A 20,304-nucleotide genomic window follows, 5' to 3' on the forward strand; every position below is an offset into this window, starting at 1 on the left:
CGGACGCCGGCAGCGCTACGAGAAGTCACGCAGATCGGCTCGGTCGAGGCTGTCCTCGAGAGCCGTGGCCTGCGCCTGCGTGATGATCGGAATCGCGCTCGTGACGGCCTGGATGCCGGAGAGCCGCTCGGGCGAGAGGATGCTCGTGACTTCCTCCCGGCTCAGGAGCCCGCGCTCGACGACGAGGTCGGCGATGGTCGACTTGGTGGTGAGGGCCTCCTTGGCGAGCTTCGACGCCTCCGAGTAGCCGATGTAGGGCGTCAACGCCGTGACCACGCCGACGGAGCTGGAGACGCGCGACGCGAGCAGCTCCTCGTTGGCGGTGATGCCGTCGATGCAGTTCACGCGCAGGGTGCGCGCGGCGCGGCGGAGCCAGGCGGAGTTCTGCATGAGCGTGTGGAGCATGACCGGCTCGAAGGCGTTGAGCTGCAGCTGCCCGGCCTCGGATGCCATGGAGACCGTGACATCCGCCCCCGCGATGACGAACGCGACCTGATTGACCGCCTCGGGGATGACCGGGTTGACCTTGCCGGGCATGATCGAGGAGCCAGCCTGACGCGCTGGCAGATTGATCTCGCCGAGGCCAGCCTGTGGGCCAGAGGACAGCAGTCGGAGGTCGTTGCAGATCTTCGACAGCTTCATCGCGGTGCGCTTGATGACGCTCGAGAGCGACATGAACACGCCGGTGTCGCTGGTGGCCTCGATGAGGTCGTGCGCCGTCTGCAGGTCGTTGTAGCCCGTGATCTTGCGGAGCTGGCGCATGACGGCGGACGCGTAGCTCGCCTCAGCCGTGATGCCGGTCCCGATCGCCGTCGCACCGAGGTTGAGCTCGAGCAGCAGCGGCAGCACGTCACGGAGGCGCTGGATGTCCTCGCCGATTGTCGTGGAGAAGCCGCTGAACTCCTGGCCCAGCGTCATCGGCACGGCGTCCTGGAGCTGCGTGCGGCCGATCTTCAGGATGTGCTTGAACTCGCTGCCCTTCACGCGGAACGCGTTCTGCAGCAGCGTGAACTCGTCGATGAGGCGCTCGGTGGCGTGGACGAGCGCGACCTTGACCGCACTCGGGTACGTGTCGTTCGTGGACTGCGATCGGTTCACGTGGTCGTTCGGCGAGAGGAACTCGTAGTCTCCGAATTCGCGACCGGCGAGCTCGAGCGCGCGGTTCGCGATGACCTCGTTGACATTCATGTTGGTGCTCGTCCCGGCACCGCCCTGGATGACACCGACCACGAATTCCTCGTGCAGCTTGCCGTCGATGATGTCCTGGCACGCGCGATCGATGAGCCACGAGCGCTCCTGGTCGAGCACGCCGATCTCGAGGTTGGCGCGCGCTGCCGCCTGCTTGACCTGCGCGTAGGCGACGATGAAGTCCGGGTACACGCTGATCTGACGTCGACTGATCGAGAAGTTCTCCAGCGCGCGGGCGGTGTTCACACCCCAGTAGGCACCTGCGGGGATCCGCATCTCGCCGAGCGAGTCGCGTTCGACACGGAATTCCTGCGTTTCTGACATGACCTGATGGTCCTCCAACTTCGTCGTCTGAGTTTCCGCGCTGACCTCAGCCTACTGCCGACGCGCTCCCCGGATCGCCGCCTCGAGAAGACTCGCGAGCGCATCGACCTGGATGCTGTCAGCCGACAGCTCGCCCGCGTCGATTCCCTCGAGGGCACGCAGGGCGAGGCCCTGCTTGTTGTCGATGAGCTCGGCGATGCGCGCGTCGATGGTCTGCGCCGCGACGATGCGCCACGCCGTGACCGGCTCTTCCTGGCCGATGCGGTGCACGCGGTCGATGGCCTGGGTCTGCTCCGCGGCAGTCCAGCTGAGCTCCGCGAGCACCACGTCAGACGCCGCCTGCAGGTTCAACCCGACTCCTGCGGCCAGGAGCGAGCAGACGACGACCTGCACGCTCGGGTCGTTCTGGAAGGCATCGATCGCCGCCTGGCGGGCTGCCGGGGTCTGGTCGCCTCGGATGGAGACCGAGGAGATCTCGTTCTCCGCGAACGTCCGCTCCGCCGCATCCATGACCTCGATGTGCTTGGCGAAGAACACGACCTTGCCCGCCGAGCGAGCGATCTGACCGGCGTACTCGGCCGCGAGCCGGGCCTTCGCCGCACCGATGGTGCGAAGCATCGTGAAGATGCTCGCTCCCGTCGATGAGGCCTTCGACTCCTCGACCTCCTGGCGGGCGATCATGCGAACGCGATCCAGGTCGACGGCGCCGGGCTCGAGCCCGGCAGCGGACGCCATCCGGCGGTACCGCTCGAGCAGACGCGAGACGAGTGCCGCCTCCGCTGCGCGAATGCTCCTGCCCTCATCCGAGTCGAGCTCGACGGGCATGTCCACGACGCGCTTCGCCGGGAGATCCGCGGCCACGTCGATCTTGCGCCTGCGGACGATCCCGAGATCGATGACCGCCTGCCGTGCAGCCGCCAGGAAGCCCGAATCACTGGGCACGAGGCCCGTCTCGTCGAGACGGTCGAGCAGCAGCTGCGAGGGCCGGTCGCCTTCGAGCCACCCGAGGAACTGCCAGATCGCCTTGAAGTCGTCCACGTCGTTGATGAGCGGCGTCCCGGTGAGCGCCATGAGCAGCGGGTCGGCGCCGGGCACGCGAGCCCTGATGCTGTTCGCGAGCTGCATGACGAGCCGCGAACGCTGCGACTGCAGGTTCTTGATGAAGTGCGCCTCGTCGAGCACCATGCCCTTGAAGCCGAGCGACGTGAGCCAGCCGAGGTGGCGGTCGAGGATCTCGTAGTTGACGACGAAGACATCGGCGAAGGCGTCGATGCCCTGACCGTCTCCGGAGATGACCGTGACCCGACGGTTCGGGGTCCACCGCTGGACCTCTCGCGCCCAGTTCGTCTTCACGACGTTCGGGACGACGCAGAGCAGCGGGTAGGCATCGGCGACCGACGCGGCGAGCAGCGCCTGCGCCGTCTTGCCGAGCCCGGGCTCGTCCGCGAGCAGGTAGGCCCGGTGTCCGTCGGCGACGCTCGCGAGCAGTCTCGCCTGGTGATCCATGAGCTCTTGACCGGGAGGCGAGATGCGGTCCCAGCGCGGGGCCGGAGGCAGCTCCATCGATGCCGCGTTGCCGCCCGCGCCCGTCTCGAACGCGCGAAGGAGTGGGCCGAGGAGCTCCCAGTTGGACAGTCTCGAGTAGTGCGGAGCCGTGGAGTTGACGCTCGTGAGCACTGGCGCCAGGAACGGGTTCGATCGGGTTCGCGCTTTGACCGAGCCGGGAAGGACCTGTCGTTGCGCGATCTCCGGCGGCAGCTTCTCAGCCTGGGCTTCGGGCTCGGGCTGCTCGTCGACCACCATCTCGATGCCACCAGCGAAGAGCATCTGCTTGCGTAGCGCCTTCGCGGCTTCGCTGACCGGAGCCCCTGGCTCCAGCAGACTGATGAGCGAGGTGTCGCGGGCAGCCGTCTTGGCCAGGATCGAGGCGAGGCCGTCGAGGCGCTTGAGCGCCTCTGCGCGGTCGTGCTCGCTGAACTCGCTGGTCTCCTTGGCCTTCGCGCGCTCCTCGCGCATCAGCAGCGCGATCACCTGGAACTTGGTGCGATTCGACGGCGAGACCTTGCCGCGCTGCGCCGAGGCCTCGACCTCCCGCGCCGCCTTCGCGAGCTGTGGGATGACACCGGTGTTATCGACCGGCTTGCGGTTCCGCGGCGGCGTGTGAACGCCGGCGCGACCGCCGGCTTGGGCGCGTGTCCTACGAGACATGCCCCTCCTTATGCAACGTGGCAGGGATCGGGAAGTTGAGCCGGGCGGAGGTCGCAGCATCGGCGCCGAACGCGGCGACCGGCAGTGAGGCGGGCGTCGGCCCACTCGAGTGACGAGCTCCCGGATGTCATGCAGGTGACGAGGAGAGTTCAGATTCCCTCAGGCACCGGCGATCACAGTGTACGCCAGGCAACCCGCAGGTTTCGACTCGGGAACGACGTGTCGTTGCCCCGCACAGACTCCGCTCTGGTGCGATAATCGTCAAGTGCCTCAACGCCCCTTCCCAGATCCCGACCGGCCGTACTTCACGCCGTCGAAGCGGGTCGCAGGCGACTGGAGCGCTCACATCGCGACGACGCTCGACCGCACTGCAGCTCTCCTCGCCGGCCTGACCCCCGAGCAGTGGGACTCGCCGAGCAAGTGCGGGGGGTGGAGCGTCCGGGACGTCGCGGGGCACCTCACCTGGCGACTCGGCTCCCCCACCTCTGCGCTCCTCCGTGACGCTTCCCGAGGCGTGTTCCGCAAGGGACTGCGCGTGGACTCCTACCTCGACGACGTCGCCAAGCGCGAAGGCGCGGCCCCGACTGACGAGCTCGTCGCTCGCATCCGTGCGATCGCGGCCGAGAAGGTCGTCTCGCCGAACCGCGCGGGAATCTCCGAGCTCACGGAAGCCGTCGTCCACACCTACGACATGACCGAGGCGCTTGGCCTGCGCATCCGCCTCAGCCCGCGGTCGACGAGCGCGGTCGCACTCGTCCGAACACGAGTTCCGCTGACCTCGGCGGCCTCGCTCGCCAAGCGCAACCGACTCCGTGCCACGGACGCCCGCTGGCAGATCGGCGACAAGGGCCCTGTGCTCGAGGCCACCGCCGCGCGCATCGTGCTGCGGCTCTTCGGTCGCGAGGTCGAGCTCGACGAGCAGCCGAGTCAGACGACGTAGCTCCCGCCGAGCGTCTCGGCAGCCTCTTCGACGTCGAGGGCCATGCGGTCCTTCAGCGCTTCGATGCTGTCGAACTTCTCCATGCCTCGGATGCGCTCGACGAACTCGAGCTCTGCGACGAGCCCGTAGAGGTCGACGGTCTCGCCGATGAGGTGCGCCTCGACCTGCTTGCGGGGCACCCCGTCGAACGTGGGGTTGTTGCCGATGGAGATCGCAGCAGGAGCCTCGACGTCACCGCCGCGGAACCATCCCGCGTACACGCCGTCTGCTGGGATGAGCCCTTCGAGCTCCGGGGACAGGTTGGCCGTCGGGAACCCGAGCTCGCGGCCTCGCTTGGCACCGTGCACGACCTCGCCGACAAGCGAGTGATGGTGGCCGAGCACCTCGGCTGCCCCGCGGACGTCACCGATGGCGAGCAGTTCCCGAACCCAGGTCGATGAGGCACGTCGTTCGAGGTGCGAGCGCTCGTCCTCGGCCATCTCGTCATCGGCGATGACGATCTCGAATCCGCTCGTCGCGGCGAGCTCACGCAGGAGATCGACATCTCCTGCGCCCTTGGCCCCGAAGCGGAAGTCCTTGCCCACGACGATGAGGCGCATGTGCAGAGCGCCCACGAGCAGCTCGCGCACAAACGCCTCGGGGCTCATCCCGGCAAGCTCGTCGTCGAACGGCAGGACGAGCGTCGCGCTGAGGCCCGTCTTCTCGAGGAGCCCGATCTTCTGCGAGAGCGAGGTGACCGGCTCAGGCTCGACGCCGGGTTTGATGAGCGAGAGCGGATGCCGGTCGAAGGTGACCGCAACCGGCTCGAGTCCGCGGGCGGAGGCTTCTTCGACGAGCCTCGAGAGCAGCCATCTGTGGCCCCGGTGGACTCCGTCGAACTTGCCGACCGTCACAGCGCTCGGCGTCGGCTCCGCTGGCAGCTCAGCCAGGTCAGTGAACAGCCGCACGTTCCCTCTTTCGTCTCGATCGTCCCGTCTCGAGCCATGCGATGCCGAGGATCGGGAGCACAAGAGGAATATACGCGTAGCCGACCCCGAAGGCCGACCAGACGGTATCGGAAGGGAACAGTTCCGGGTGGAATTCGGTGAGCGACCCGACCACGAGGACGCCGACGAGTTCGAACACGATCGTGCACCACGCGACGCGGTTCCACGCCCGGCCGTGCCGCACGAGTGCGATGGTGGCAAGCAGGTAGACGAGTGCAGCCGCGGCCGACAGCGAGTAGGCGAGGGGCGCCTCGTCGAGCTTCGACAGCAGCTGGTAGGAGCTGCGTCCCATCGACGCGAGCGCCAGCACCGCGTAGACCACGACGAGCACACGACCGGCGCCGTGAGCGCCTCGATAGGCGCTCCCCTCGACGCTCGATCCACGCGTGCGGCTCATGACGCGACTCCGATGAACGGGCTGGCGCCGATCCAGATCTGGTGCATGCGGAACACCATGACGCCGATCGTGAGCGCAGCGACTCCCAGAATGAAGGTCGACCACTTCGTGCGCTCGACGAGCCCCCAGAAGACCGCAGCCGGGGGGATGATGACGGCCACAACCCAGTACATCCAGAATTCGAGCGCGTCGCCGACTGGCGCGTTGCCGGTCGCAGGCGCGATGAGCGCCATCACGAACTGCACCACGAGCAGGAGCTCCACGAGTGCGACCGCGCCGACCGTGACGTCTCCCGGCTTGCGACCACTCGCGCCGGCTATGAGGCACAGGATGCCGGCTCCCGCGCTCACGAGGCAGAGAACCCATGTGAACCACTCGATCACGAGCCGGTTCCCGTCGGCATGTTGAACTCGGTCTTGAGCACGCCGGCGGATGCCCTGGCGATGCCGATGAGGCTGCCCTCCGGGTCGATGGCCGCGAGCAGGCCGTCTTCGGCGCCGTCTGCCACTCGGAGCTTCTTGCCGTTGCGAAGATCCGCGGCCTGCTGACCGGTCGCCTCGAAGGCCGGGAAGCGCCGGAGCGCGGCCGCCGCCGGACCCAGCAGTCGGAGCCCGAGGTCCTGGACGTCCGGCGCGACCGCGTCGGCGATGCCGAAGTCCCCCACGCGAGAGCGCCTGAGCGCGGTGAGGTGCGCACCCGTGCCCAGTGCGTCGCCGAGGTCCCGTGCGAGGGCGCGAATGTAGGTGCCAGATGAGCAGGCGACCCGGACGTCGAGGTCAAGCACCGGCGTCTCCCCGGAAAGCTCACTCCGCGAGGCCAGCAGCTCGAGCTCGGAGATCGTCACAGCGCGCGCGGCCAGCTTGACCTCCTCGCCGTCGCGCACCCGCTTGTACGCGCGAACCCCGTCGACCTTGATGGCGCTGACGGAAGACGGGATCTGACTGATCGGGCCTCGCAGGGCGCCCATGGCCGCCTCGATGCGCTCGGGGGTCACCGCAGCGACCGCCCCTAGCGGTGCTGTCGCCGTGAGCTCGCCCTCGGCATCCTCGGTATTCGTCGACACGCCGAGGCGAACCGTCGCGAAGTACTCCTTGTCGTCGCCGACGAAGTAGGTGAGCAGGCGGGTCGCGCCCCCGACGCCGAGGATCATGAGTCCGGATGCCATGGGATCGAGCGTGCCTGCGTGGCCGACCTTCCGCGTGCCGAGCGCCCGCCTGGTCATCGCGACGAGCGTGTGGCTGGTCGGGCCCTGCGGCTTGTCGAGGAGGAGGATGCCGTTCGGGCCAGGAGGTGGAGTCGTCATGTCCCCAACATTCTATGGTGCCCGTAGGCTCGTTCCCGGTCGTCGAGCGCAGTGACGACCGGGAACGCGACTGGTTCGGGACGGGCGAAGGAGAGAACGGCATGCGAGTGGCGGTCATCGGTGTCGGTGCTGTGGGCGGCACACTGGCCCTCCTCCTGGACAGGGCGGGCCATGAGGTTGTCCTCACCTCGCGGCGGTCTCCGGTCGAGCGCGAGCCAACCGAGCAGGCATCTGAACGCCGTCTTGTGCTCCGGGGCGCCTTCGGGGAGCACAGCGCGACGTTCGAACAGGTCTCCGTTCTCGACAGGGCGTTCGATCTGGTGCTCGTCGCGGTCAAGGCGCAGGACACCCAGCACGCCGTCCAGCCCCACCTGCCGACCGTTGCGGCGACCACCACCGTGATCGTGCAGAACGGCCTCGATGGAGTGTCGACCCTCGAGCAGATGCTCTCGGTCGTGCCCGACGAACAGCGGTCGGGAATCGTCGGCGGCGGCCTCGCGACCTTCGCCGTCAACAAGCCGGCTCCCGACGAGATCGAAGCCACCGCGTCCGGGCTGCTCATGCTCGGAGCTGCATCCCCCGAAGACACCGGCGGGCTGACAGCCACCGCGCGATCACTCGAGACAGCCGTCCACTGCGTCGTCACCAGTGACCTGCGCTCCGCGCAGTGGAGCAAGCTCCTCATCAACCAGGTCAACGCGGTCCCGGCCGTGACCGGCGCCAGCGTGCAGGAGACCGGCCTGGACGGCGATCTGTCGGCGGTCCTCGCCGCGAGCATCGGCGAGCTACTCGCCGTGGTCGCAGCCGAGGGTGCACACCTCGAGGCTCTCGGGCCACTCGACGAGACGCTGGTGAAGCTCGCGCGTTCCGTGCCGAAGGACGCCGAGGCCACCATCGCTCGCAACACCCGGCTCGCCGGAGAGCTCACCGCTGCGTTCGGCGCGACCCCCAACTACGCGTCGACGCTGCAGAGCATCCGCCGCGGCGAGGCCACGGAGATCGATGCGCTCAACGGCGCCGTCGTCGCCCACGGCAGCGCCCAGGGCGTCCCAACCCCGGTGAATGCAGCGCTCACCTCGCTGGTCCACCGGATCGAGCAGGGCCAACCGAGCCTCTCCCCCGCCGAGCTGCGGAGGACTGTCCTGACGTCGACGGTCAACGACTGGTTCGCCCGCGAGCAGCGCGCCCTCGCCTGGCGGGCGCCGACGACCACCCCGTGGGGAGTGCTCGTGAGCGAGACCATGCTGCAGCAGACGCAGGCCGCTCGCGTCGAACCCAAATGGCTCGATTTCATGGAGCGGTGGCCGACGCCGGGCGCGATGGCGGAGGCGTCCGAGGCTGAGGTGCTGAGGTTCTGGGATCGCCTCGGCTACCCGCGGCGAGCGCTCTGGCTCCTCGCCTGCGCACGCGCCATCACGGCCGAGCACGCCGGCGTCGTGCCGAGCACACGGGATGCGCTCCTCGCCCTTCCGGGCGTTGGCCCGTACACGGCTTCCGCAGTCATGTCCTTCGCCCATGGTGTGCCCGAACCCGTCGTCGACACGAATGTCCGACGTGTGCTGTCCCGCGCCTTCCTCGGCGAAGAGACCCCGTGGGGTCCGTCGGCCGTCCGAGACGCGGCGGAGATGACAGCCATCTCCCCGAGCGAGACGCGGGCCGCGAACCTCTGGAACGCCGCATCGATGGAACTCGGTGCCCTCGTGTGCACCGCCAAGCGTCCCGACTGCGAGGTGTGCCCGATCGTCGCCAGCTGCGCTTGGTTCGCGGCCGGGAAGCCACGCTCCAGCGCGGTCAAGAAGCGGCAGGCGAAGTTCGCCGGCTCGGACCGCGAGATGCGCGGCCTCGTCCTCAGAGAGCTCAGGGCCATCCCCGGGGGCGTGGAGATCGAGTTCCTCCGCAGCCACCTCGCCCCAGGAGGGCTCGATGAGCCCCGCTTCGAACGCGCCATCTCCTCACTGCAGAGCGACGGTCTGATCGTGCGTAGAGCTGAGGCGCAGATAGCGCTCGCCGGCGACTGACCGTCCAGTCGCCGGCGAGCACTCGAGCCGCGGAGCTGAGGCTCAGGACTCCTCTGGCTCGTCCTTCTTCTCGTAGGGGTCGGCGTCGCCGGCGTAGCTCGCTGTCTTCGCCTGCTGCGCCGACGCCACATCACGGTCGTGCGCCTCGCGGAGCAACGCGGCAATGGCGTCGGCGTTCTCGGGAATCGCGTCGGGAACGAACTCGAGGCTCGGCGTCAGGCGAGAGGTGATGTTCTTGCCCACCTCCGTGCGGAGCATGCCCGTCGCACTCCGGAGCGCCGCCGCGGTATCGCGGCGTTCCTTCTGGTCACCGTAGACGGTGTAGAAGATGGTGGCGTGCTGGAGGTCCCCAGTGACGCGGACGTCGGTGATGGTGACGAACCCGAGTCTCGGGTCCTTCACGCCGCGCTCGAGCGTCTTCGCGACGATGACCTTGATGCGGTCTGCGAGTCGCAGTGCCCGTGAATGATCGACCATGATGGCTACTTTCTCGTGTGCTGGTGCAGAGCGTCAAATGCGTCTGCCGTGTCGATACTGCTCAGAAGCTGAAGGCGGGGCCCCGGCCAGTTGGCCAGGACCCCGCCCGCGAGTCCGTGCTGAGACGAGCTCAGCGCAGCGACTCGGTCAAACAGCTAGACGCGAGGCTTCTCGACGAGCTCGGTCGTCTCGATCTCGTCGCCGATCTGGATGTCGTTGTACTTGCCGAGGCCGATACCGCACTCGAAGTCCGTGCGGACCTCGGTGACGTCATCCTTGAACCGACGGAGCGAGTCGATCGCCAGGTTGTCGGCGATGACGATGCCGTCGCGGATGACGCGAGCTGTCGCGTTCCTTGTGATGGTTCCGCTGCGCACGATACATCCGGCGATGTTTCCGAACTTGGAGGAGCGGAACACCTCGCGGATCTCCGCGACACCCGACTGGACCTCTTCGAACTCGGGCTTGAGCATGCCCTTGAGCGAGTTCTCGATGTCCTCGAGTGCCCCGTAGATGACCGAGTAGAAGCGGACATCCACACCTTCACGAGCAGCGCGCTCGCGCGCCTTCGTGTCGGGGCGCACGTTGAAGCCGATGATGATGGCGTTGTCGACCGTGGCGAGGTTGACGTCGGACTCCGTGATGGCGCCGACACCGCGGTGGATGATGCGCAGCTGCACCGAGTCGTCCACATCGATCTTGAGCAGCGACTCCTCGAGTGCCTCGACGGCACCGGAGACATCACCCTTGATGATGAGGTTGAGCGACTCGACCTTGCCCTCTTCGAGTGCACGGGTGAAGTCCTCGAGGCTGATGCGCTTGCGGGACTTCGCCAGGCTGGCGTTGCGCTCCACAGCTTCACGCTTCTCGGCGATCTGACGCGCGGTGCGGTCCTCTTCCGTGACGATGAAGGTGTCGCCTGCACGAGGAACGCTCGAGAGGCCCTGCACCTGGACTGGGCGCGACGGCTCAGCTTCGGTGACGACCTGACCGTTCTCGTCGAGCATCGCCCGGACGCGACCGTAGGCCGTGCCGGCGACGATCGGGTCTCCGACTCGGAGCGTTCCCGACTGGATGAGCACGGTCGCAACCGCACCGCGTCCCTTGTCGAGCTTCGCCTCGATCGCGATACCGCGCGCTTCCTTGTTGGGGTTGGCGCGCAGGTCGAGACCAGCATCTGCAGTCAGCAGGACGGCCTCGATGAGGCTGTCGATGTTGACGTTGTTGCGGGCAGAGACGTCCACGAACATCGTGTCGCCACCGAATTCCTCGGCGACGAGTCCGTACTCGGTCAGCTGTGCGCGGACCTTCGACGGGTTCGCGTCTTCCTTGTCGACCTTGTTCACTGCGACGACGATCGGCACGTTCGCGGCCTGGGCGTGGTTGAGCGCCTCGACCGTCTGCGGCATGATGCCGTCGTCCGCCGCGACCACGAGGATCGCGATGTCGGTGACCTGGGCACCACGGGCACGCATGGCCGTGAAGGCCTCGTGACCTGGCGTGTCGATGAACGTGATGGCGCGTTCGATGCCCTCATGCTCGTGCCAGACCTGGTAGGCACCGATGTGCTGCGTGATGCCGCCCGCTTCGCCGTCGACGACGTTCGCGTTGCGGATCGCGTCGAGGAGGCGCGTCTTTCCGTGGTCGACGTGACCCATGACGGTGACAACCGGCGGCCGGATCTCGAGGACGTCGTCGCCTTCGTCTTCGGCTTCCTGGTCGAGGTCGATCGAGAAGCCCTCGAGGAGCTCACGGTCTTCGTCTTCCGGGCTGACGATCTGGATGCGGTAGCCGAGTTCCTCACCGAGGACCTCGAACGTCGCCTCGTCGAGCGACTCCGTCGCCGTCGCCATCTCACCGAGGTGGAACAGCACGGTCACGAGGTCGCCGGGGCTGGCGTCGATCTTCTCAGCGAAGTCCGAGATGGAAGCGCCGCGCCGCAGACGGATCGGCGTGCTGCCGTCTCCGCGACGGACCTTGACGCCGCCGACGCTCGGGGCTTCCCGCATCTCGAATTCTGCGCGCTTCGTCCGCTTGGACTTGCGTGCCTTCGACTTTCCGCCACCGCGACCGAACGCACCAGCGGTCGAGCCGCGACCGCGACCGCCACCTGGACGACCGCCACCGCCACCTGGGCGTGGGGCGAAGCCGCCACCTGCACCGGGGGCGCCGCCTGGACGTCCACCGCCGGCGCCGCCGGCACCGGGACGGCCGCCTGGCCGACCGGCACCCGCTGGACGAGCTCCGGGGAGGACGCGGGGCTGACCCGGGCGCGGAGCTGCCGGGCGGGGTCCGCCTGGGCTCGCGGGACGAGGCCCGCCTGCGCCACCGGGACGGGGTCCGCCGCCTGCTCCGCCACCTGGGCGCATGCCCTGGTTGGAAGCGAACGGGTTGTTGCCCGGGCGCGATCGGCCCATGCCCTGGCTTGACGCGAAGGGGTTGTTGCCCGGACGCGGTCCTGGACGAGGACCACGGGGACGTGGGATCGAGGGGCTTGCGCCACCATCGGCCTGAGCCGGCTTCGCGTCGCTTGGCGCAGCGGGACGCTGCGCGCTCGGCTTTGCCTCACCGGCGTCAGCCGCGGGTGCGGCCGGCGCGGCGGGAGCAGCTGCAGCGGCCGGAGCGGCGGGAGCCGCCGGTGCCGGTGCGGGAGCTGGCTCAGGCTTGCGCTTGGGTCCGGGAGTCGGAGCCGACGATCCTGCGGGAGCGGCCTTCTTGGCCGGCTCGGCGGGGGCTGCCGGTGCCGAGGGAGCGGATGGTCCTGGCTTGCTGCCCGGACGCACGCTCGACGGCGTCGCTCCGCCGGGACGCGGAGCGCCCGGCTTCGAAGCCGCGGGAGCAGCAGCCTGAGGCTGCGCGCCGCCGGCGGCGTTGGACTTCAGTGCCTCGCGGAGGCGACGGGCCACGGGGGGCTCGACGCTCGACGAAGCGCTCTTAACGAACTCGCCCATGTCCTGAAGAGTCTTGAGGGCGGTCTTGGAATCGACGCCCATCTCGCTGGCGATTTCGTGTACGCGTGGTTTTGCCACTTTTCTCCTGTCTGGGGCCCGCCCAGATAGGAGCGGACCATTAAAAAAGTCGGATGTGCCTCATCGTGAGTCACTCATGAGTTGTCCATGGTCCGATCAGCCTTTTCTCGTGGTCGGAGCAGTGCGTTCGCCCTGCTCCAATGTGCTCGCGTGCCTGCTGAGCGCCTCGGTGTCCACCTTGCCTGTCTTGAAGGCCCGCAGGAATGCGCGCCGCTCAATTGCCAGCTTGGTGCACTCCGCGGTCGGATGGATCCAGGCTCCGCGCCCGGGGAGACTCGCCGAGCTATCGACTTCGAGGCTTCCCTGACGAAGTACAACCCTGAGGAGCTGACTTCGTTCTGAGCGCGAACGGCATCCAACGCACGTTCGTACAGACGACATACTACCCCTCTGCGCGCGCTTCGTCTCCGTCTTCGAGGATCGAGTCGGGCTGGATGTCGATTCTCGCCCCCGTGAGCTTGGCCGCGAGGCGCGCATTCTGCCCCTCCTTGCCGATCGCGAGCGACAGCTGGAAGTCGGGAACGAGGGCACGAACCGCCTTGGTGGCGCGGTCGATCACGAACGCGCTCGAGACCTTGGCCGGGCTGAGGGCGCTCGCCACGAACGTCGGCAGGTCGTCGGAGTAGTCGACGATGTCGATCTTCTCCTCGCCGAGCTCGTTGGTCACGGCGCGAACGCGTGCACCGAGCTCACCGATGCAGGCCCCCTTGGGGTTGATCCCCTCCTGGGTGGCGCGCACGGCGATCTTCGAGCGGTGTCCGGCCTCGCGCGCCAGCGAGACGATCTCGACGACGCCGCTTGCGATCTCGGGAACCTCGAGCGCGAACAGCTTGCGCACGAGTGACGGGTGGGTGCGAGAGACCGTGATCTGCGGGCCCTTGCTGCCGCGCTCGACCTTGGTCACGAAAACGCGGAGGCGACGTCCGTGGGAGTAGTCCTCACCCGGCACCTGCTCCTCAGGCGGCAGGATGGCCTCGACCGTTCCCAGATCGACGTGGATCATGCGGGGGTTCGGACCCTGCTGGATCACGCCAGCGACGATGTCGCCTTCACGCCCCCGGAACTCGCCGAGGACCTTGTCGTCGCCGATGTCGCGGATGCGCTGATTGATGACCTGCTTGGCGGCGAACGCGGCCACTCGTCCGAAGTCATCGGCCGGAAGCTGCGCTTCGCCGATGATCTCGCCTTCGTCGTCCATCTCCGGCACGAAGACGTTGACCTCACCGCTCTTGCGGTCGAGGTGCACGCGGGTCGAGGCCGGCGGCACGTCCTGGCCGAGTTCCTGCGACACGTGCTTCTCGTACGCGGTCAGGATCGCCTGCTCGAGAATGCTGGCAAGCTCCTCAAATGGAATCTCACGCTCTCGCTCGAGAATCCTCAGGACAGCAAGGTCGATCTTCATGGCGCTCCCTCTATTCAGATGAAAGAACGAGTTTACCGCATGCTGGCGCACGGAGCTCCCCGTCGGGCACGCGGGATGGGGCGAGCCGAGGCCCCATCCCGCCGTGAGCTCAGTTGCCGCGCTTGGACAGCAGCAGTTCGAGCACGTCGTCCTTGGAGACCGCGTCGCGCTCGTTCGTCCGGCGGTTCCAGAGCTCGACCTGCCCGTCGACTGCGCCCTTGCCCGCGATGACGATCCATGGCACGCCGAGCAGCTCGGCGTCACCGAACTTCACGCCGGGCGAGACCTTCTTGCGGTCGTCGTAGAGCACGTCGAGACCAGCGGCATCGAACGTGGCCGAGAGCTCCTCCGCCACGGCGAAGGGCTCCTCGTTGCGTCCCGTCGCGACGATCTGCACATCGAACGGAGCCACCTGCTCCGGCCAGATCAGGCCACGGTCGTCGTGGTTCGCCTCTGCGATGAGCGCGAGGTTGCGGGTCACCCCGATGCCGTAGGAGCCCATCGTCACGGTCGTGAGCTTGCCCTGCTCGTTGAGCACCTTGAGCCCGAGCGCCTCCGCGTACTTGCGGCCGAGCTGGAAGACGTGCCCGATCTCGGTGCCGCGCGCCGTCGTAATGGGGCCGCTGCCGTCGGGGGCCTGGTCGCCATCGCGGACCTCGGCTGCCCCGACCCGTGCATCTGCCGTGAAGTCGCGCCCGACGACCAGCGAGTGCACATGCTTGCCCGCGATGTTCGCGCCGGTGATCCAGCTCGATCCCTCGGCGACCGTCTCGTCGAGGAAGTAGGCGAGGCCCGTGCTCGACTCCTCGCCGAGCACCTGCCCCTCGGCAGCCCACGGACCGATGTAGCCGCGAACGAGACCGGGGTGCTTCGCGAAGTCCTCCGCCGTCGCGGCTTCCACCTCTGCAGGCTGCAGTGCGGTCTCGAGGCGCTTGAGGTCGAGCTCTCGATCACCGGGGATGCCGACGACGACAACGTCTCGGGTGCCATCCGTGTTCAGGCGGGCGATGACGACGTTCTTGAGCGTGTCCGCGGCAGTCCAGTCGCGGCCGTCGATCTTCGGCACGGTCTCGTTCGCATGCGCGACAAGCGTCGCGATGGTCGGCGTATCCGGCGAATCGAAGACCGTGGCAGGGCCGGCGGAGGCCGCATCGATCGGCGTAGGGGTCGGTGCCGCGTAGGCCTCGACGTTGGCCGCGTAGCCGCCAGGCGAGCGCACGAAGGTGTCCTCCCCGACGGGCGTCGGGTGCAGGAACTCCTCACTGCGCGAGCCGCCCATGGCTCCGGCGTTGGCCGCGACGATGACGTACTCGAGACCGAGGCGGTCGAAGATGCGCTCGTAGGCATCCCGCTGCGCCTGGTAGCTCACATCCAGCCCGGCATCGTCGATGTCGAACGAGTAGGCGTCCTTCATCGTGAACTCGCGGCCGCGCAGCAGGCCAGCGCGGGGCCGTGCCTCGTCGCGGTACTTGTCCTGGATCTGGTAGATCGCGAGGGGCAGATCCTTGTAGGACGAGTAGAGATCCTTGACCGCGAGGGTGAACGCCTCCTCGTGGGTGGGCGCAAGCACGAGCGGCGCGCCCTTCCGGTCCTCGAGACGGAAGATGCCGTCACCGAAGTCGTCGAGGCGCCCGGTGGCCTCATAGAAGTCCGCGGGCAGGATTCCAGGGAAGTGGACCTCCTGGGCGCCGGCGGTCTCCATCTCCTCGCGGACGATCTGCTCGATGCGCCGCTTCACCTTCAGGCCGAGCGGCAGCCACGCGAAGACTCCAGGCGCCTGACGACGGATGTAGCCGGCGCGCACGAGGAGCCTGTGGCTTGCGACCTCGGCGTCGACGGGGTCTTCGCGGAGGGTGCGGACAAAGAGCTTGGAGAGGCGAGTAGTCACCCGGCCAATGCTAGTCGTGCACGAGGCAGTGCGCTGTCTCGTCGTTCGGGCGCACGGCCGCGCCGAAAACGGCGCGGCCGTGCCTCACCATGGCTTGTCGTACGACGAGTCGCCCTCGGTCTCGCCGCGCTCCTGGTCGAGCTCATCCTGCCGATCCTGCTGGTTCTGCTCCAGCTTCTCTTCGAGCTCGGTCATCTCGGGCGACTGCGTCGACTCCGGGGGCTCCTCCCCCTCGCTCGGCTCCTGCGCCTCTGACTGCTCCTGCAGCTTCTGCTGGATGCGCTCGGTCGACTCGGCCGTCGGAGGCTCGAACTCGGTGGAGGCGCAGCTCGGGTCACGCGCATCCACGACGGCAAGCGCCTCCTGCCAGAGGGCCACGGCGCCAGCCTTGTCGTCTGCCGCAAGCCGCGCGTCGCCCAGGCGTTCGATCGTGATCGCGAGATTGGCGCGGATCGGGCACTGCTGAGGCGGCTCGGCCATCGGGAGCGCTGTCTCGAGCTCGCTCCGAGCCTCATCGAGCAGCCCCAGTTGCAGCATCGAGGTGCCCGTGTTGTACGGGGCCTTCCAGCCCTCGAGGATGTTGACGAACTTCTGCTGCTGCGCCGAGTTCATGCTGCCCTCGTAGTCGGCCTCCGAATAGAGGGCCACCGTACGATCAGCGATCACCGACATGCTGATGAGCTTCGTCGCGAACGCGGCCGCGAGGAGCGCGAACGGGATGCTGAACACGATGAAGCGCCGACGGCGCTTCACGGCTCTAGCCGCGTCCGGGAGCGCAGATCGCGGTGTCCTGGCACGTCGACTCATGCGGAACCTCCCCTTGCCCTGCTCAGTTCGATGAAGTGGCGAATGGACTCCCAGACGTCACGGAGCAGCAGGAGGAACGCCGCTGCCGCGAGCATCCAGTACACCTCGAACGCGGTCTCCGCGCTCCCGCCTGTCTGCGTCACCCGGCTGCTGTCGATATCGGCGGCGACGACCTCAGTGCCGGGTTCGCGGATCTCGAGCGGCACCACGAGATCGTCGGCGATGGTCTGCAGAGCCGCCGGGTCGATGACCGAGAGCGCCTGCTGGCCCTGCGCGTCCACGATGTAGCTCGGCTCGCCGGTATCCAGCGTGCCTGCAGTCTCCTTCATCGGACCACCTGCCTCCGTCCCATAGCCGAGGACCGCACCCCCCGCCAGATACCCGGCGAGCCCTCGGAAGGAATCCGGCTCGGTGTCGGCGGTCTGCTCCCCGTCACCCAGGTAGTAGACGATGCGGGCCCGCTCGGGTTCAGCCTCAGCTGCGGCCTTGAGGACGTCCTCGACCAGCGGCTCCGCGATCGAGATGGAGCTGCCGCGCGAGTACTGCGTCACCTCAGGACGAAGCGTCTGCACAAGCGAGTCGAGCGCCGTCGTATCCGCGGTGAACGGCAGTCGCTGCACGGCGGCCGCATCGAACGTGACCACGCCGAAGCGCGCACCCTCGTGAGCCGCCGCGAGTGCCGAGATATCCGCCTTCGCCCCGTCGAGCCTCGGCGCTCCCTCCCAGTCCTCCGCGACCATGCTCGCCGTCGTGTCGACGACGAACAGCACGTCCACGTCGCTCTCGAGGTTCGGCGCCGAGGCGCTCCCGATGCCCGGCCGGAACGCGGCGAGCACCACGAGCGCGCACGCAGCGAGCCGGAGCGCCCAATTGATTCGCCGACGCCGGTCTGCCGCCCGGACGAGCGCGAAGACGCAGAAGCCGAGCAGCGCCATGCCGAGCAGGACGAGGACAAACGCCGGGAGGATCGGATTCCAGGTCATAGTCGGAGCCTCCAGGCGAGCACGACGTAGATGGACGCGAACACCAGCATGAGCATGAGCCACACGTTCGGCCGGTCAGTGATGAGCAGCTGGGGCTGACCGACCATGAGCGAGGTCTGCTCGCTCGTGATCTGGTCGACGATGCCGGAGACGCTCGCAGGATCGGTGAGCTTGAAATAGCTCCCGTCTGCCTGCAGGACCGTCGTCCGGAACTGGTCAGCGAACGCGTCCTCGAATTGGTTCGCGTCGAGCGCGTAGATCGTGATGCCACGCGCCTCGGTGTACTCCGCCGCCTCGGGGAACGAGACGAGCGGATCCCCGTTCACGGCGTTGTCCGTCGCGAAGATGATCGACCGCGACCGGCCGTCATCGGCCGCCGGATCGAACTCGCCGAAGGTCATGGCACAGGACGCGAGTCCGTCTCCCACGAGCGACGCGCCGGCCGCACTCTGCGTGCCCTGGGCAAACGAGTACTCGGCGTTGGACCCGCCCGAGGCGGACTCCATCTCATCTCGGACCTGCTGCAGCTGCGTCTCGACGAAGGCGTAGTCATCGGTCAGGGGAAAGAGTTGGACCGCGGTTGCATCCCACAGCATGAGCGACATCCGCTCCCCGTCGAAGCCGGGAAGCATCTCGAGGTACCGATCAAGGACTTCGACGTCGTACTCCACCATCGAGCCCGAGATGTCGAGGCAGAGGACGATGTCCCTGTTGAACTTCTCCGGGGACTCGACGCGCTGGTAGACCCAGCGGCCCGCTGCGACGCTCGTCACCGCCAGGAGGATCGCGAGCACCACACCGACCGCGGTCATGAGGCTCGAATACCGAGCAACCGCGCGACGGTAGGCCGGGAGTCTCGTGAGACGCCGGGAGTTCGCGACCGGGATCGCGTTGACCTGGCCTTTCCTCCGCATCCTCCACCAGGCGACACCCGCGACGATCGCCGCGGCGGCGATCAGGGAGAGACTCAGCCACCACATCGCTACCGCCACGTCGCGATCACCTCCCGTGCCGCCGCCACGCCGGCCTCAGCACCGCTCGGATCGTGCGCCCCGAAGACCATCGGGTAGTACTGGCCCACCGTGTGGGAGACACCGCGCAGCTCCGTGCGCCTGAGGTCGGTGAGCGTCATCTTGTCGGCCGGCACGGTCGAGACAGCCGCGACGAAGCCGCGGACCAGCACGCTCAGCTCGGCATGGGCTCGACGTGGAGTGAGCTCCCCCGCTGCCGCCCTCGAAGCCACGTCGTCCACACGCTCCAGGTACTCCTGCTGAAGCGCACGCACGGGAGGCCTGGCCGGCGGGAGCACGGGCGCGGCCTTGGGAGGCCGCGGACGCGTCAGGTACACGGCCAGGAAGTAGTAGGCGACGATGGCCGCGAGGATCAGGAACCCGAGCACAAGCCAGAACTGGGCGTAGTCGATGACGGGGATGATCGTCCCCTCGGGCGGTTGCACATCAGCGGCGAACATTCGCCCTCGCTTTCAGGAGGGCCAGGAGAACTGGAGCGACCTGCTGCTCGCTCGCGACCTCGGCGTAGGAGACCGCGTTCGCCTCGAACGTCTGCTCCATCTCGATGGTGCGCTTCTGCTCCGCGTACTCGAATTCGCGCTCGAGCAGCCGGTCGCCGCCGAAGAGACTCGGCATGGCCCAGTTGCCCTCGACATCGAAGGCCAGCTCACCGCGCCTCCCTCGGAGGTGCGGCTCAGCATCCGTGATCTGGAGCCAGACGATCTCGTGCTGCGCGGCAAGACGACGGACAAGGGCTGCTCGTTCCTCGTCCCAGTCGAACTCGTCGGCGATAACGACGAGGAGCGCCCGATGACGAACCGTGAGGCGCACCCGCTCGAGGATCGCATTCATGTCGCTCGTGGCTGTTCCAAGACCCACGCCGTCGTAGACCGCGTGCAGCATGCGCTCGAGCGCCGACGACGTGCTGCGGAACGGCAGCTGCCTGATGCCGTCAGAGCTGCCCGTGACGAGCCCTACCTCGTCGCCGTGCCGGATGGCGAGGTAGCCGAGGATGCCGAGGGCGGAGACGAGCACCTCGCGCTTCGGCTCGCCACTCGCCGAGAGCGCCGCCATGTTGCGCCCGCCATCGACCGCGAAGAGCACCCGGTGCCGCCGCTCCGCGACATAGCGCTTCACGAGCGGCTGACCGGTCCTCGCGCTCGCCTTCCAGTCGATGTCCTTGATCTCGTCACCCGGGACGTACTCCCGCAGGTCATCGAAGTCCATGCTCCGGCCACGCAGGTGCGACGAGTACTGGCCGTCGAGCATGTGCAGCACGCGCCGTCGCGCGTGCAGGAACATCTTCGACTTGACCTTCGAGAGGAGGGGTCGCTCGCTTGCCAT

Annotated in this window: 18 protein-coding genes; 2 read left to right on the top strand and 16 right to left on the bottom strand. The window is 67.8% G+C overall.

The features are described from left to right. Positions 1-15: 15 nt before the first annotated feature. Both GV007_RS09525 and GV007_RS09530 read right to left on the bottom strand, forming a co-directional pair. Positions 16-1,512: an aspartate ammonia-lyase gene (locus GV007_RS09525; protein WP_104241465.1), complete on the bottom strand. Its 1,497-nt coding sequence runs from the start codon at positions 1,510-1,512 to the stop codon at positions 16-18. Positions 1,513-1,563: 51 nt separating this feature from the next. Next, positions 1,564-3,720 carry a DEAD/DEAH box helicase gene (locus GV007_RS09530; RefSeq protein ID WP_160072143.1) on the bottom strand — a complete coding sequence of 719 codons (2,157 nt, stop codon included), beginning with the start codon at positions 3,718-3,720 and terminating at the stop codon, positions 1,564-1,566. Positions 3,721-3,985: 265 nt separating this feature from the next. Here GV007_RS09530 and GV007_RS09535 point away from each other — a divergent pair, with 265 nt between their 5' ends. After that, positions 3,986-4,660 carry a maleylpyruvate isomerase family mycothiol-dependent enzyme gene (locus GV007_RS09535; protein WP_160072145.1) on the top strand — a complete coding sequence of 225 codons (675 nt, stop codon included), beginning with the start codon at positions 3,986-3,988 and terminating at the stop codon, positions 4,658-4,660. Here GV007_RS09535 and GV007_RS09540 read toward each other — a convergent pair. Genes GV007_RS09540 through truB form a run of 4 tightly spaced genes read right to left on the bottom strand, consistent with a single transcriptional unit; the run spans position 4,648 to position 7,346 of the window. After that, positions 4,648-5,607: a bifunctional riboflavin kinase/FAD synthetase gene (locus tag GV007_RS09540; protein ID WP_160072147.1), complete on the bottom strand. Its 960-nt coding sequence runs from the start codon at positions 5,605-5,607 to the stop codon at positions 4,648-4,650. The genes GV007_RS09535 and GV007_RS09540 overlap by 13 nt on opposite strands. After that, positions 5,591-6,043: a hypothetical protein gene (locus tag GV007_RS09545; protein ID WP_160072149.1), complete on the bottom strand. Its 453-nt coding sequence runs from the start codon at positions 6,041-6,043 to the stop codon at positions 5,591-5,593. Before GV007_RS09545 ends, GV007_RS09540 begins: the two co-directional genes overlap by 17 nt. Then, entirely contained in the window at positions 6,040-6,426 is a 387-nt protein-coding gene (locus tag GV007_RS09550; protein WP_160072151.1) for a hypothetical protein, read from the bottom strand. Before GV007_RS09550 ends, GV007_RS09545 begins: the two co-directional genes overlap by 4 nt. Then, entirely contained in the window at positions 6,423-7,346 is a 924-nt protein-coding gene (truB, locus tag GV007_RS09555; protein WP_160072153.1) for a tRNA pseudouridine(55) synthase TruB, read from the bottom strand. The genes GV007_RS09550 and truB overlap by 4 nt, the downstream gene beginning before the upstream one ends. 17 nt (positions 7,347-7,363) lie before the next feature. Between truB and GV007_RS09560 the strand changes: the two genes are divergently transcribed. Further along, a complete protein-coding gene (locus GV007_RS09560; RefSeq protein ID WP_236558444.1) occupies positions 7,364-9,364 on the top strand; it encodes a 2-dehydropantoate 2-reductase in 2,001 nt (666 codons plus the stop codon). Positions 9,365-9,406: 42 nt separating this feature from the next. Here the strand turns inward: GV007_RS09560 and rbfA are convergent, their stop codons facing one another. The 10 genes from rbfA to GV007_RS09610 all read right to left on the bottom strand — a co-directional run bounded on the left by rbfA (position 9,407) and on the right by GV007_RS09610 (position 20,304). After that, on the bottom strand, positions 9,407-9,841 hold the full coding sequence (gene rbfA / locus GV007_RS09565) for a 30S ribosome-binding factor RbfA (RefSeq protein WP_104330829.1): 435 nt from the start codon (positions 9,839-9,841) through the stop codon (positions 9,407-9,409). Positions 9,842-9,996: 155 nt separating this feature from the next. Then, positions 9,997-12,870 carry a translation initiation factor IF-2 gene (gene infB / locus GV007_RS09570; RefSeq protein WP_160072157.1) on the bottom strand — a complete coding sequence of 958 codons (2,874 nt, stop codon included), beginning with the start codon at positions 12,868-12,870 and terminating at the stop codon, positions 9,997-9,999. A 96-nt stretch (positions 12,871-12,966) separates the two neighbouring features. Beyond that, the gene (locus GV007_RS09575; RefSeq protein ID WP_328809451.1) at positions 12,967-13,347 is read right to left on the bottom strand and encodes a YlxR family protein; all 381 of its coding nucleotides are present in this window, start codon (positions 13,345-13,347) and stop codon (positions 12,967-12,969) included. Continuing rightward, positions 13,253-14,272 carry a transcription termination factor NusA gene (gene nusA, locus GV007_RS09580; RefSeq protein ID WP_104330827.1) on the bottom strand — a complete coding sequence of 340 codons (1,020 nt, stop codon included), beginning with the start codon at positions 14,270-14,272 and terminating at the stop codon, positions 13,253-13,255. The genes GV007_RS09575 and nusA overlap by 95 nt, the downstream gene beginning before the upstream one ends. Positions 14,273-14,381: 109 nt before the next feature. Next, on the bottom strand, positions 14,382-16,160 hold the full coding sequence (locus GV007_RS09585) for a proline--tRNA ligase (protein ID WP_160072161.1): 1,779 nt from the start codon (positions 16,158-16,160) through the stop codon (positions 14,382-14,384). Positions 16,161-16,244: 84 nt separating this feature from the next. Beyond that, positions 16,245-16,967: a hypothetical protein gene (locus GV007_RS09590; RefSeq protein ID WP_236558445.1), complete on the bottom strand. Its 723-nt coding sequence runs from the start codon at positions 16,965-16,967 to the stop codon at positions 16,245-16,247. After that, positions 16,964-17,950, bottom strand: coding sequence for a VWA domain-containing protein (locus tag GV007_RS09595; protein WP_160072165.1), 987 nt, complete (start codon positions 17,948-17,950; stop codon positions 16,964-16,966). The genes GV007_RS09590 and GV007_RS09595 overlap by 4 nt, the downstream gene beginning before the upstream one ends. Then, positions 17,947-18,942: a vWA domain-containing protein gene (locus GV007_RS09600; RefSeq protein ID WP_146080172.1), complete on the bottom strand. Its 996-nt coding sequence runs from the start codon at positions 18,940-18,942 to the stop codon at positions 17,947-17,949. The genes GV007_RS09595 and GV007_RS09600 overlap by 4 nt, the downstream gene beginning before the upstream one ends. Continuing rightward, positions 18,933-19,421 carry a hypothetical protein gene (locus GV007_RS09605; RefSeq protein ID WP_160072167.1) on the bottom strand — a complete coding sequence of 163 codons (489 nt, stop codon included), beginning with the start codon at positions 19,419-19,421 and terminating at the stop codon, positions 18,933-18,935. Before GV007_RS09605 ends, GV007_RS09600 begins: the two co-directional genes overlap by 10 nt. Further along, complete coding sequence (locus tag GV007_RS09610; protein WP_160072169.1) at positions 19,408-20,304, bottom strand: DUF58 domain-containing protein; 897 nt, start codon at positions 20,302-20,304, stop codon at positions 19,408-19,410. Before GV007_RS09610 ends, GV007_RS09605 begins: the two co-directional genes overlap by 14 nt.

It is taken from the genome of Pseudoclavibacter sp. 8L (assembly GCF_902506465.1).
GTDB lineage: Bacteria > Actinomycetota > Actinomycetes > Actinomycetales > Microbacteriaceae > Pseudoclavibacter.

Coding starts and splice junctions, on each gene's coding strand:
- GV007_RS09530 (WP_160072143.1), bottom strand. CDS start 3,720: ATGTCTCGTAGGACACGCGCCCAAGCCGGCGGTCGCGCCGGCGTTCAC.
- GV007_RS09595 (WP_160072165.1), bottom strand. CDS start 17,950: ATGACCTGGAATCCGATCCTCCCGGCGTTTGTCCTCGTCCTGCTCGGC.
- GV007_RS09605 (WP_160072167.1), bottom strand. CDS start 19,421: ATGTTCGCCGCTGATGTGCAACCGCCCGAGGGGACGATCATCCCCGTC.
- truB (WP_160072153.1), bottom strand. CDS start 7,346: ATGACGACTCCACCTCCTGGCCCGAACGGCATCCTCCTCCTCGACAAG.
- GV007_RS09545 (WP_160072149.1), bottom strand. CDS start 6,043: ATGAGCCGCACGCGTGGATCGAGCGTCGAGGGGAGCGCCTATCGAGGC.
- nusA (WP_104330827.1), bottom strand. CDS start 14,272: ATGAAGATCGACCTTGCTGTCCTGAGGATTCTCGAGCGAGAGCGTGAG.
- GV007_RS09525 (WP_104241465.1), bottom strand. CDS start 1,512: ATGTCAGAAACGCAGGAATTCCGTGTCGAACGCGACTCGCTCGGCGAG.
- rbfA (WP_104330829.1), bottom strand. CDS start 9,841: ATGGTCGATCATTCACGGGCACTGCGACTCGCAGACCGCATCAAGGTC.
- GV007_RS09590 (WP_236558445.1), bottom strand. CDS start 16,967: ATGAGTCGACGTGCCAGGACACCGCGATCTGCGCTCCCGGACGCGGCT.
- GV007_RS09610 (WP_160072169.1), bottom strand. CDS start 20,304: ATGGCAAGCGAGCGACCCCTCCTCTCGAAGGTCAAGTCGAAGATGTTC.
- GV007_RS09575 (WP_328809451.1), bottom strand. CDS start 13,347: ATGCGCGCCTCGCGGCCAAGCTCACGGGGGCGAGAATCGACATCCAGC.